Origin of the sequence: Pseudarthrobacter sp. 1C304 (assembly GCF_052245515.1) — a bacterium.
Taxonomy (GTDB): domain Bacteria; phylum Actinomycetota; class Actinomycetes; order Actinomycetales; family Micrococcaceae; genus Arthrobacter.
The window spans coordinates 34,865-47,146 of the sequence record NZ_JBQQCH010000012.1 but is presented as its reverse complement, the minus strand read 5'-3'; the positions used below and the strand labels follow the sequence as shown (position 1 = coordinate 47,146).

The window sequence follows — 12,282 nt, the reverse complement described above, 5'->3', positions numbered from 1 at the left end:
TGTCATATCCACTGTTTGGAGGAACATCTTGAACGCACCCAGGAAATTCGCTGCACTCTCGCTGGCGGTCGTGCTTATGTCTGGCGCAACCGCTGCCGCTCCGGCCTTTGCGGTGGGCGAGGGCCCCAACTACGGGGGCAATGAGACAGTCAACACCTCGATCCTGCGCTCCTATGACGAGGTAGTTGCAGAACTGCAGAAGCAGGACGCGCGGCAGTCCGCGCTGGAGCTCGAAGTGATCGGCCAGTCGGTCAAGGGCCGCGACCTGTACCTGGCGAAGTACATCACCGACCCTGACAACCCGACCATCCTCTACCTGACGCAGCAGCACGGCAACGAACAGCTGACCACGGAGGGGGCCCTGGAGTTCATCAAGCATCTGGGGACGGCCAAGGCCCAGGGAGTTCTCGACGGCGTGAACATCCTGGTGGTACCCATGCTCAATCCCGACGGCGCCATGGGGGATGTCGACTTCCCGCTGGACGGTTACATCGCTGACGGCGGCAGGACCCTGACGCGGACCAATGCGAACAACGTGGACCTGAACCGTGACCATGTGGACAAGCTCGAGCCGGAGACGAAGGCGCTGCACGACAACGTGATGCGTGCCTACGACGTCGACTACATGATTGATCTCCATCACCAGGGGACGCAGAGCGAACGGGACGGGGAGCTGGTGTCGGGGTCGATCCTCTACCCCACCACACCCAACGTCGACCCTGCCGTGCTGGAAGGCTCCAAGCGTCTGGGGGCCGTGGTGTTCGACGCCGTCGACTCCACCGGGTGGGGCCACCTTGGCAGGTACGTCGGCGGGGATGCCGAAACCATCAGCCGTAACGGCATCGCGGTGGAATACGGCATTTCGACCATCCTGTTCGAAATGCGCGGCATGTCGGACAACACCAGGGAATCCGCGGTGCTCGGCCAGAAGAGCAACGGCTATCTCATCAAGCAGACCGTTGTCACCCTGGACGCCACGGCCCGGGCCATCGCCGACGGCTCCATCGCCACAGCCGATACCTCGTTCTGGGACACCCTCGCGGAGCAGACCACCCGCACCGCGGAGTAGGTTCCGGCTGGCTGCTGCCGGGGCGGTCCGTCAGCTGCTGCGGCCGGACCCCGCCTCGGCCATCACCCGGGCGGGCGGGCTGTCCCGCCTGTCCGGGGCAGCGCCGGCGTCGGGAATGCCCGGGGCGTCGCGGCGGTCGTTGCGCCCGGTTCGGCGCTCCATCGCTCGCCCCGCGGCGATCGAGACACGGTGCGCGGGCTGTTCCACAAAGCGGTAGAACAGCTCGGCGGCACCGAACGAGGCCACGGCGGCGACGGCGAGCGCCAGCGGCAGCGAGACCGACCGCAGCAGGGTAACGCAGGCCAGGATGACCGGCAGGTGCACCAGGTAGAGGCTGAAGGAGATCTTGCCCAGCCACTGGGCCACGGCCGTGTCCCCCAGCTTCTTCGCCGGGGAGGTCAGCAGGAACACCAGGACAATCAGGGTCGAGCCCACGGTGATGAGCGCCTCGACCCCCGGGACGGGCTCGCCGCGGCTGATCCACTCGGCGTTGGCCAGGAGAAGCCCGGCGGCCGTGACCGGCAGCCAGATGAGCCGGGGCCAGCGCCGCGTCAGGTCGTGGATCCGGTCCCGCTCAACGCCGAGGATGGCGCCGATGGCGAAGATGGGGAGGTAGATCAACCAGTCGGCATTCAGCGCCGCACCCGCGGCGGCCAGCGCCAGGACAATCCCGAGCTTCAGGTGCCAGAAGCGCCGCCAGCGGAGCGCCACAAAAACGTACACGGGGAGCAGCAGGGAGAACGCGACCTCCCAGCGCAGCGTCCACAGCGGGGTGTTGACGGTGCTGGCGCCCAGCAGCAGCAGGCTGTCCTTCGCGACGCGGCCAAGCGTGGGGTCCACCACGAACATGTCCGCCCAGTAGCTTTGCAGCGGCGACTCCGTGCGGGGAATCAGCACGATCAGCGCCACCGCCACGGCCAGGGACGCCCAGGCCGGGAGGTACAGGCGGAGCAGGCGTTTGGCGTAGTACGGCGCCCAGCTCCTGCCGGACGCAGCCTTGGTAAACGGCAGGATCAGCACAAAGCCGGAGAGCACAAAGAAGACGTGGACGGCCGGGGTGCCGTTCCAGAGGATGTGCAGCGGCGAGAACACGGCCCAGTCCCCCGCGGCGCTGAGCGGCGCGGTCCGGTCGTCGGAGACGACTTTCCCGATTCCGGGCAGGACGGAGAGCAGGTGGCAGGCGACCACCACCAGCGCGGCGATCCCGCGCAGGCCGTCCAATTGCGTGACCCGTGTTTTTCCAGACTGATTCGGCATCTGCCCTATGTTACCAGTTCGTTACATTAGGCTCCCGGCCGGACGGCCTTCACCGCGCCGGTTTACGGCGGCCGGACGGCACCGCATCCGTCAGCCCGCGGCCTGCCCTTGAAGGGTCCAAGGCGCCCGCCGGTCCTCAATCAACAGTTTTTGTCACGCAGTTAACCGGTCATTCACATCGTCCTCAGGCGGTGTCCAACCGGCGTCCGTAGGTTCGACGGCATGGACAACATTTCACGCAGATCCCTCCTCTCCGCCGGCCTCGGGGCCGGGCTCGTCGCCGCCTGGCCGGGTGCCGCCGTCGCCGTTTCCACCGCCGACGACGCCGGTCTCCGCACCGATCCGTTCCTGCTGGGCATCGCCTCCGGCGAGCCGTGGCCGGACGGCTTCGTGATCTGGACCCGGCTGGCTGTGGACCCGGTGGCCGGGGACGGCCTGGGCGGGATGCCGTCTCGCAACGTCGCGGTGGCGTGGGAAGTGGCCGAGGACGCGGGCATGCGCACCGTAGTGGCGCGCGGCGTCGAACACGCCCGGATCGAAACCGCGCACTCGGTGCACGTGGAGGTGCGGGGCCTGCGGCCGGGGCGCGAATACTTCTACCGGTTCCGCACCGGCCGGCACCTCAGCGCTGTGGGCCGCACGCTCACCAGCCCGGCGCTGCACGAGACGCCCGCGGCGCTGGCCATGGCGTTCGCCAGCTGCGCGCAGTACGAGCACGGCTACTTCACCGCCTACGCCCGGCTGGCGCAGGACCACCCGGACCTGGTGCTGCACCTGGGCGACTACCTGTACGAGTACAAGAAGGACAGCTATGTGATCGGCGGCGGCAACCCGCGCGACCACGAGGGTCCGGAGACCACCAGCCTGGCCGGCTACCGGCAGCGGCACGCCCAGTACAAGGCCGACGCCGACCTGCAGGCCGCGCACGCGGTGGCGCCGTGGCTGGTGGTGTGGGACGACCACGAGGTGGACAACAACTGGGCGGACGAGATCCCGGAGAACCGGGATGCCGGGCAGCTGAACGACACCACCGAGCGGTTCCGGCAGCGCCGCGCGGCCGCGTTCCAGGCGTACTACGAGAACATGCCGCTGCGGGCCTCGTCCGTGCCGGCCGAGTTCGACATGAAGATCTACCGCACCATCCAGTGGGGCCAGCTGGCCAACTTCCACATGATGGACACCCGGCAGTACCGGGACGACCAGCTCGCCGGCGACGGCTGGAAGAAGAATGTGGCCGAGCGACTGGCCGAGGACCGCACCATCACCGGTGCGGAGCAGGAGCGGTGGCTGCTGGACGGCTTCCGGAATTCCACGCAGCGCTGGGACATCCTGGGCCAGCAGGTGTTCTTCGCCGAGAAGGACCGGAACCGGGCGCCGGAGATCGACGACGTCTCCATGGACGGGTGGGACGGCTACGCCGCGTCCCGCCGCCGCATCACGCAGGGCTGGGTGGACGCCAACGTGCGCAACGCCGTCGTCTTGACCGGCGACGTGCACCGGAACTGGGCCAACGACGTCAAGGTGGACTACCGAGACCCGGCGTCTCCCGTGGTCGGCTCGGAACTGGTCTGTACGTCCATCACGTCCACCGGCAACGGCTCAGGCTCCACCACGGACCCGGTGATGGCGTGGAACCCGCACCTGAAGTTCTACAACGACAACCGCGGCTACGTGAACACGCGGATCACTAAGGACGCGATGACCGCAGACTTCCGGACGCTGGACTTCGTCACGACGCCGGGCGCTCCCGTCCGCACGAAGGCGTCGTTTGAGATCCGGGACGGGGTGCCGGGGCTGGTGGCGCGGGGGTAACACCGGGGCGGCTGTACCGTGCCCGGCCGCGGGTTTATCCTGCAGGAAGACCCGTCCGATGCAGCTCATTTACCCGAGGAACCCCATGGACATGCCCCAAGCGTCAAACGCCGACAAGGAGCACTTCCGCGCGGTGGTGCCGGACCATCCCGGGGTGGTGGTCAAGCCGATGTTCGGCAACCTGGGCGCGTTCGTGAACGGCAACATGTTCGCCGGCCTGTTCGGCCCCACCATCGGCGTGAAGCTGGGCGCGGCGGACAAGGAACTGCTCGAACGCACCGAGCGGACCGTGCCGTTCGGCCCGGCCGAGCGGCCCATGGGCGGCTACACCGGGCTGCCCGAGGTCTGGAACGCCGAGGGCGACGGCGACGACGCCCGGGCGAAGGCCTGGGGTGGAGAAGGCGTTCGAGCATGTGGCCGCGCTGCCGCCCAAGGCGCCCAAACCGGCGTCGAACGCCCAGGCCGCGGGCGCGAAGGCCGCGAAGAAGTAGCCATGCACTCCCCCGGCGCGGAACCGGACCACGTGGTGGACACCCTGGTGATCGGTGCGGGGCAGGCCGGCCTCGCCACCAGCGCCGCGAGGATATGCGGCGATGTTGCCCGCGCTGGTGGCGGCTACAGGCAGGCGGGCTGGTAGGCCGGATCGGCCGGGCCGGCGGCCTGTCCCAGGGCGTGGGCCACGAACTGGTGCACCACGGGGTCGTTCGGGGTCTGGTCGTGCTCGAAGACGTCGGCCGGGCACTTGTCCTGGATGGTGATGTTGGTGACCTGCCGGGCCGGGCCGCTGAGGAACTGGCTGTTATAGGGGATCACCACTTCGTCGTAGACCGTGGAGAGGACGGTGTAGGAGGGTCCGGCCACGGTGTCGCCGATGGAGTTGAGCTGCTGCATAAAGGCCGATCCGGCCTGCTGGTCGGCGCAGGACGCACAGTTCAACGCGGTGTAGTCCGGAGGCGGGAGGAATCCCGGCGGCGGGACGATCACGCCTTTGGTGCCGTGGTTGGAGGGGGCGATGCCCACCAGGTGATGGACATTCTTGGCGCCGCCCAGGAAGCCCATGTAGTAGCGCGGCATCATGCCGCCCTGGCTGTGGCCCACCAGATCCACCTTCTTGGCGCCGGTGGCAGCCATGACCGCGTCCACAAACGGGGCAAGCTCCTTCGCGGAATCAGCCACCGGCGCGGTGGCGTACACGCCGTTCGTCTCGCCGTAGTTGAGCGCGAACACGCAGTACCCCTTGCTCTTCAGGTACGGGGACAGGGTGGACCAGTTCTTCGCCATGCTCTCGAAGGTGCCCGGCACCAGGATGACAGGATACGGGTGCTCGGCCGAGGGCTTGCAGGTCCAGTCGTTGGCGCCGGGCTGGGCAATATCCAGGGTGCCCGCCTGGGCGGGAGCCGCCGTCAGGGATCCGGCCAGGACAGCGGCGGCGGCAATGGAAAGGGCTCTGGTAAGCAGCGACATGGAAACCTCTTTGTTCGTGTGTCGGCGGGTGGTGCCAGATGGTGGTCGTTCGCAGCCGGGTCTGGGCTGCGGTCCTCAAATGCTAGGCAGACGTGAGCCCGCTGCGGCCATGGATTTGCACGGATGTGCACAAAAACTCGGCTCCCGGCGCGGGCCCTGCCCGCCCGTGAATACCGCTCCACTCCGACGCAAAGCTACTGGTCAGTAGCTTTGTGGCACTGCCGGGACCTGCCGGCGCGTAGCCGCGGACGTCTGCACAAACGTTCATCTGCCCGGGCGCAGAGACTTCCGGGCTGCGGGACCCAGAGCGATGCGGCCCCTGCCGGCAAAGCCGCCCGCGCGCCGCCCTTGCCCTTGGGCCTGCTGGCCGGTGATGATGGCGTAGCGCACGACGCGCGACCGGCTCGGGGCGTGGGGTTCCCTCAGCTGGCACAGCGCCCCAGAAGGCTTCCGTTGCTGCACTTTCCTTCCGCCAATTCGGCCGCTCACAGACCGTCCCCCCGCGATGTTGCCCGGCTGGAGGAACTGCTGGACGACGACGTGTGGGCGTTCAGCAACTGCCGGGTGGACGCACCCGGCAGGCCTGTCGCCGAAGTCGACTGGTTCTTCTATAACGTCCGGCACGGCACCCTCATGGTCAGCGAGTGGAAGGGCTTCCCCCAACGCGTCGCGCTCGCAACCGACACGGGCAAGCCCTGGCTGCTGGACGGCGGCCTGGCCGTCCCGAATCCGATCGAGCAGGTGTCGCGGCAGCTCGACGCCGTCCGGGCGGCCCTGCGCGGCGCCATCTTCCCCCAGCACTTCCCCGCCTTCGATGCGCTGCAGTTGCGGCTCATGCAGAGCGTCTATTCCCCGCAGGTGGACCAGAACACCATCATTGAGCGGATCCGCTGGGGCAAGGTGTACGGCGACCTGCCGGAACTGGCTGCGGTGATTGCCAACTCGACCAGCCGGTCACCGCTGTTCCTGCCCGACGCCGGCGCCCGGCGTGCGCTGGCGACAGCGCTTTGTGCGCTGTTCCGCACCACCTTCCCTCCCGAGGCAGAGACCAAGCTTCGCGTTTCACCGAAGGGCGGGAACACCGACGTCGTCCTCCGGATCAGCGAAATCCACCGGCAGATCGCGGCGTTGCACGCGGAACTCGCCGACCTTGTGGTCACCGCCGCCGGCGCGGAAACCCCGGCCGGCCAGCCGACGGCCGTCGGCACGGCCCCGAAGGCGGCGGTGAAGGACCTGCCGGCCACGGTGAAGACTCCTCCCAAGGCGCCGGCCCTGACCGAGCACCAGCGGATGCACGCGCATCTGGCGCGAAGCTTCCAGGGAGTCAACGGCAGTGCAGTTGCCTCTACCAAGGCACTGGAAAAGGCGTGGAGGTCGGTGCTCGGCGACACCCTGCTGCACGGAGAAACGGGAATCAGCGTGTCCCTCTTCGGCAGCGTGGGAACCCCGCTGGTGAAGCAGCACCACGGGTCCCTTCCAAAGGTTCTTGGCATGCCGTTGCGCAGGTGGTGCGTGCTGCAGGCCAAAGCCGCCGGCCTGCAGCCGATGGACGTCCCCGGAAAGCCCTCGAACCTGCGGGTGCGCTGAGTCGGTGAACGGCCGCCGCTGCCCTCTGAACCATCCGTTTGACCTCGCCGTGGGCCCGGCCTAGCGGCCCTAGTCCGTTGATACCGTCGATCGATACGATGAGCCATGACCAGCCAGGACCAAATGGAATTCCTACGCGCGACCAACCAGCGCCGCACCGAGCAGCAGCTCGAACTTGCCGCCGGGGTGCTGGATAGCTACGAGGCAATGCATGACGCTGAACGGGTGCTGTACGAAGCCAGACGACGCTATATCGAATCCTTCAAGAAGGCCACCGGAGCGCAGTGGAAGGCGCAGGAGCTACGTGATGCGGGATTTCCTGCGCCGAAGGTTTCTGTCCTCAAGAGGAGAATGGACTTTCGTTCCCTCATGGCGCCACCATCCGGCGAGGACGCCGGCAGCCACGAAAGTTCCCCGGGCCTGACCGGCTAGGCCAGGCGGACCGCCGTCGCTATAAGTAGTCCCCGGCCCTGGCGCTGGGCCAGAAGCACCCGCCGCAGCGGCGCCGCGGAGCCGAGGCTGATCACCCGGACGTCCGGGGGCTGCAGGGCCACACCCGGTCCTGATGGGCGCCTTCGTCATCAACGGGGCCCACGCCGGCGGCTTCTCCCCGCTGTCCGTGGCCGGCGTGCTGGTGCACGAAATCGCGCTGAAGAACGGCTTCCCCATCTCGCAGGGCTCGCTTTTCCTGGCCAGCTTCGCGCTGAACTTTATCCTTTCCGTCCTGACCATCGTGGTGTTCGGACTGCTGGGCAAGCTGCGTGACAAGCACAGCAACGAGTACGCCGGCCTGGAGACGCCGCGCACTGGCCGCCCCACCGGCCAGCAGATCTTCACCCTGTTCCTGATCGGCGCGATCCTGGTGTGCACCCTGGGCTTCGACATGCCGATCGGCTTCGTGGCTCTCTCCGCCGGCCTGCTGCTGGCGTTCGTCAACATCAAGGAACACAAGACGTTCATCGGGGGTGTGTCCTGGTCCACCGTCCTGCTGGTGGCCGGAATGATCACCTACGTCTCGCTGCTCCAGCACGTGGGCGTCATCGACACGCTCGCCGAGATGGCCCTGGCCCTCGGGGCGCCGCTGCTGATCGCCCTGGTGCTCTGCTACGTGATCAGGGTCGGCTCCGCGTTCGCATCGTCGACGGCGCTGCTCACCGCGTTCATCCCGATGGCGGGCCCGCTGCTGGCCACCAGCTCGCTGAGCGCTTCCGGCACGGTGGCGGCCCTGGCGATCGCGGCCACCGTGGTGGACGTCTCCCCCTTCTCCACCGACGGCGCCCTGGTGGTGGCCAACGCCCGCGACAACGACCGCCAGCGCGTCTACCGCCAGCTGATGATGTACGCCGGCGGGGTTGTCCTGGTGGCGCCGGCCCTGGCCTGGGTGCTGCTGGTGCCGACGGGGGTTATGTAAGCGGCTCTAAGCGTCAGAGGCAGGCCGGCTTTCAGAGCCGGCCTGCCTTTTGGTTTGTCGCGGACTTTGCGACTTTGTCAGTTTCCCAGGCAGGGAGGCTGCCCCACCGCGGGCCTCGGCCGCCGCGGCGTCCGGCTGCCTGAAAGGTTCAGGGAACGGACGACGGCGACCACGTCCCCAGCGATGAATTTCGGGAGGACTTGCCCTTGTGGCGGTGGGTCCAGTGCGGTGCGGCCCTGCCTTATGGCCGAAGCATGAGTGACGACCGCAACCGACCTGATCGACGCTAACTAGCCGGACGCATCTTAGAGGAACGTGACTTGAACTCCGAGCGAGCCGAACATGCCCGTCAGCATGGCTTTGGTGTTCTCGGCAGCCTGCTTTCGAAGCTCCGACTCCTCGGCGGCGGCGGCCAGCTTCGTCTCGGCGAGCGCAAAGAGCTCCGCCTGCTGCGGCGTCTCGATCGCGTCAACGATCCGGTCGACAATTCCGCGGTTCTGATCGTAGATATACGATCTGTCAAAATTGAGGTTCGGCTTATCGAGTTGTGGCTCGGGCAGTCGGACTGTCGCCGACTTGCCGTCCGTGGATATTGTCAGGTCCGTATCAGCGAGACCGGACAGATCAACGTGGGCATTGACGGTGCCCGCCGCGACATACAGCGTCCGCCGTCCTGCGATGATGCCCGGCACCCACGCGACGTCGTTCTCGACGTCGAGCACCGCCTCAAAATTTCCCACCGCGGCGTGGTACTGACTGATGTCCTGGATCGACTTCAGCAGCACGGGCTGGCTCCGGTCGACCTGGCTCGCCTGGAATGGGTTGAGCCCAGACATGTTGGCTGCAAGCAGCCCGCCCAGCGCCACGAGCGCTCCAACCACAACCAATACGATGCCCTTGAAAAGCCTGGCGATCATCGGCTCCCTTATTGCCTTGAAACGCCCTGGGGCCGTCCCTATCGATATGCCCGCCCGGCGGCGCCGGGGGCTGATTCAGCCTCAGTGTAGTGCTCTGGGCTCGTCTCGGCTGGCAAGGTCATGCCGAACTCGCCGTGCTGTCAGTGTCGGCTGACATCTGACGCCAATCAGAACGCCCGAATCAGCATACGAGCGGGGCGGATCCGTGGTCCGGGTCCCGGTTTTCGGATACTTCGAACAGCGCCGTCACGAACGTGCATTCAAAGGAACAGCGGCGGCGCCGTTAGGTTGGATCCGCTGCCGCACAGCTTGAAGGCCGATCGGCCGAGGTCTTCAAACCGGCGAGCGTGGGTCCCTCCATCCTGGAACACGTCGATGCTTACCCGACGGGTGCTGAAACCGGGTGACTGCCAGAAAGCGAGGCGATCAGTCGACAGGGAACATCGTCCTCGCCGTGCGGCCGATGGCACCGGTCATGGTCGCGTCCACTGCGCCGCCGATCACACCACCGACCAGCGGCACGCCCTTAGCCAAGGTCACGACCGCACGCTTTGTGCCGTACTTGGCCAGGAGCATGAAACCGACCTTCTTATTGATCTCGCGAATGACCGCGATCGGGAGCTGCTTAATTGCCTGAATCAGCACCTTCTCGCCGACCTTGATGCCGAATGTCTTCACGATCTGCTGCGCATTTGAGCCGACTGCGACGAGCGTGGCCACCGTGCGGACGTGCGGGTCTTTGGGATCGTACCCACGCAGATAAGCGATTGCGCCGGCCAGACGTGCGTTGATTACGAGAGCACCCGCCATGTTCGCGGGAACGGTGACTGGCATCGCGATGAACCCACCGAGCCCAGTAACGAAACCGTTCACACCTGCCGCTTCGACCGACTCGACGATCAGCCTCTTGATCGCCTTCTCGATATCGTCGACCTCGTATGGCCGCACCTTTCTTGTCGGGTCGGTGTTGGGCTCGTACCGAGGTCCTTGGACGCGGGCAAGCCGATCCTCCGCCCACGCGACTGACCCTGTCAGCGGACCCACACCCGAATCGATCACTTTGCCAGCCAACTTCAGCAGCTGGCCGGACGCCTTCTCGGCGGTCGTCGTTGACGACTCCTCGCGCTGCTCGCTCGGGGAGCCGGACTCGGGCGGCCGGCTGTAATCAGGATCGGACATTTGTGACCTTTCGACTGTGCTGACATGGCGCAGGGGAATCCCGCACATACCGCACACGCCGGCGAACGTCCCCCGGGCATGAACTTACCGCCAAACGCGGAGAGTGCTAGGAACGAGCGTGGCGCGCCCTGCAATGTTTCCGGGAAGTCATATGGGCGGCGGTGTGGTCTCGGACGCCAGCCTCCTCGAGTCAGATATCGCAAGACCACACCAAACAAGCGATCCTTACCACCATTACCGTGGGGGGAGCACCATCGATCCAGCGAGAACTGCTCATGATCGTTGGGAAGACCGGCGATGCTGGTCCGTCGATGGCCTGTCGACCGATAAGATCGTGTCCCATGACCTTCGTGCAATCGGACTCACCTCCTTCTGACGCTCAAATGGTGGATCTCTTTGCCGGTCCTGGTGGATTAGATGTCGCTGCACACTGGCTGGGATTGACCGTGGCCGGCATCGAGTGGGACAAGAATGCCTGTGAAACCAGACGTGCCGCTGGCCTGGAAACCGTGCAAGGTGACGTTCGGGAGCACAGTCCATCCGAGTTCCCCCGCGCGACTGTCCTCACAGGAGGACCTCCGTGTCAGACGTATACCGTGGCCGGGGCAGGCGCGGGCCGCAAGGCCCTGAATCGGGTTCTGTCCTTTATTGCGCGCATGGTCGACGAGGACGACATCACCGCTGAGCTGGCCGCTTTAGAAGATGAACGAACCGGGCTGGTGCTAGAGCCGCTGCGGTGGGCGCTGGAGGCCCATCGGGCCGGGAACCCCTACGAGGTGATCGTCTTAGAGCAGGTCCCAGCGGTCCTGCCGGTATGGGAGGCCATGGCGACGGTCCTGGAGACACTCGGTTACAAGACCGTGACCGGGGTACTGCGCGCGGAGGAGTACGGAGTCCCGCAAACCCGCCGCCGCGCGATCCTTATCGCGAACCAACTCTTCACACCTGCCCTTCCCGTCCCGACGCACCGGCGTTTCAGGAGAACGCAAGTCCAAGCATCCACCGAGCAGTCTGCCCTGCTACCGTGCCAGAGCATCGGCCAGACCCTTGACCGACTCGAGCCGTTCGAGCTGGTCTCCAATTATGGAACCGGCGGTGATCCGAAAGCCCGTGGTCGGCGCACCTCGAAGGAACCAGCTTTCACCGTTACTGGGAAGGTCTCTCGGAATCGCTTGTTCTCAAACGCGGGTGAACTTGATCGACTCAAGGTCTCCGAAAGTGGCCTTCTCCAGACGTTCCCCGCTAACTACCCCTGGTCGGGAAAGGATGTGTCTCAGCAGATCGGCAACGCCATTCCACCGCGTCTCGCCGCACACGTCCTGGCAGCAGCCCTCGGCCGGGACCTCGACGCGGGTTTCTTCGACACGGTCACCAGAAAACAATGGACCGCCATCGACAGCAAGCCCAGTAACGCAGCCTCCCCCAAGACAGTCCACGGCGTCCCGGCGATTGTTGAAGAAAGGGACTTTGATCCGGCCCTGGGTGGGAGTCCCGCCGCAAGGGACAGGCGGGGACCCGATAGGGGACGCCACGAACATCTCCCGGCGCCCCTTGCCTCCGCATCTTCCGTTGTCCTTTGACCCAAG

11 protein-coding genes and 2 pseudogenes are annotated in these 12,282 nt (G+C 66.3%); 8 read left to right on the top strand and 5 right to left on the bottom strand.

The window, feature by feature from the left end; genetic code table 11:
• The first annotated feature begins 76 nt into the window (after nt 1-76).
• Nucleotides 77-1,069 (top strand): M14 family zinc carboxypeptidase, encoded by a 993-nt coding sequence (locus tag ACTWQD_RS17445; RefSeq protein WP_443197387.1) that lies wholly within the window; start codon nt 77-79, stop codon nt 1,067-1,069.
• A 30-nt stretch (nt 1,070-1,099) separates the two neighbouring features.
• Here ACTWQD_RS17445 and ACTWQD_RS17440 read toward each other — a convergent pair whose 3' ends face one another.
• Nucleotides 1,100-2,326: an acyltransferase family protein gene (locus ACTWQD_RS17440; RefSeq protein ID WP_443197386.1), complete on the bottom strand. Its 1,227-nt coding sequence runs from the start codon at nt 2,324-2,326 to the stop codon at nt 1,100-1,102.
• 222 nt (nt 2,327-2,548) lie between these two features.
• Here ACTWQD_RS17440 and ACTWQD_RS17435 point away from each other — a divergent pair, with 222 nt between their 5' ends.
• From ACTWQD_RS17435 to ACTWQD_RS17425, 3 genes and pseudogenes are all read left to right on the top strand, one after another.
• Nucleotides 2,549-4,138: an alkaline phosphatase D family protein gene (locus ACTWQD_RS17435; protein ID WP_443197385.1), complete on the top strand. Its 1,590-nt coding sequence runs from the start codon at nt 2,549-2,551 to the stop codon at nt 4,136-4,138.
• An 85-nt stretch (nt 4,139-4,223) separates the two neighbouring features.
• A pseudogene (locus ACTWQD_RS17430) lies at nt 4,224-4,629 on the top strand (TfoX/Sxy family protein).
• Between the two features lie 2 nt (nt 4,630-4,631).
• The gene (locus ACTWQD_RS17425; RefSeq protein WP_443197384.1) at nt 4,632-4,775 is read left to right on the top strand and encodes a hypothetical protein; all 144 of its coding nucleotides are present in this window, start codon (nt 4,632-4,634) and stop codon (nt 4,773-4,775) included.
• Here ACTWQD_RS17425 and ACTWQD_RS17420 read toward each other — a convergent pair.
• The gene (locus tag ACTWQD_RS17420; RefSeq protein ID WP_443197383.1) at nt 4,754-5,602 is read right to left on the bottom strand and encodes an alpha/beta fold hydrolase; all 849 of its coding nucleotides are present in this window, start codon (nt 5,600-5,602) and stop codon (nt 4,754-4,756) included. The genes ACTWQD_RS17425 and ACTWQD_RS17420 overlap by 22 nt on opposite strands.
• Before the next feature lie 453 nt (nt 5,603-6,055).
• Between ACTWQD_RS17420 and ACTWQD_RS17415 the strand changes: the two genes are divergently transcribed.
• Together ACTWQD_RS17415 and ACTWQD_RS17410 are read left to right on the top strand one after the other, a co-directional pair.
• Nucleotides 6,056-7,189 (top strand): hypothetical protein, encoded by a 1,134-nt coding sequence (locus ACTWQD_RS17415; RefSeq protein ID WP_443197382.1) that lies wholly within the window; start codon nt 6,056-6,058, stop codon nt 7,187-7,189.
• Nucleotides 7,190-7,294: 105 nt separating this feature from the next.
• Entirely contained in the window at nt 7,295-7,621 is a 327-nt protein-coding gene (locus ACTWQD_RS17410) for a hypothetical protein (protein WP_443197381.1), read from the top strand.
• On the opposite strand, the gene ACTWQD_RS17405 is transcribed toward ACTWQD_RS17410, so the two are convergent.
• A complete protein-coding gene (locus tag ACTWQD_RS17405; protein ID WP_443197405.1) occupies nt 7,618-7,743 on the bottom strand; it encodes a hypothetical protein in 126 nt (41 codons plus the stop codon). The two genes, ACTWQD_RS17410 and ACTWQD_RS17405, sit on opposite strands and share 4 nt — an antisense overlap.
• Here ACTWQD_RS17405 and ACTWQD_RS17400 point away from each other — a divergent pair.
• A pseudogene (locus ACTWQD_RS17400) lies at nt 7,743-8,600 on the top strand (SLC13 family permease); the annotation flags it as partial. The gene ACTWQD_RS17405 and the pseudogene ACTWQD_RS17400 sit on opposite strands and share 1 nt — an antisense overlap.
• A 305-nt stretch (nt 8,601-8,905) precedes the next feature.
• On the opposite strand, the gene ACTWQD_RS17395 reads toward ACTWQD_RS17400, so the two are convergent.
• On the bottom strand, nt 8,906-9,517 hold the full coding sequence (locus tag ACTWQD_RS17395; protein WP_443197380.1) for a DUF4230 domain-containing protein: 612 nt from the start codon (nt 9,515-9,517) through the stop codon (nt 8,906-8,908).
• Between the two features lie 426 nt (nt 9,518-9,943).
• Nucleotides 9,944-10,696 (bottom strand): EcsC family protein, encoded by a 753-nt coding sequence (locus ACTWQD_RS17390; RefSeq protein WP_443197379.1) that lies wholly within the window; start codon nt 10,694-10,696, stop codon nt 9,944-9,946.
• Between the two features lie 341 nt (nt 10,697-11,037).
• Here ACTWQD_RS17390 and ACTWQD_RS17385 point away from each other — a divergent pair, with 341 nt between their 5' ends.
• Nucleotides 11,038-12,276, top strand: coding sequence for a DNA cytosine methyltransferase (locus ACTWQD_RS17385; protein ID WP_443197378.1), 1,239 nt, complete (start codon nt 11,038-11,040; stop codon nt 12,274-12,276).
• Nucleotides 12,277-12,282: the final 6 nt, after the last annotated feature.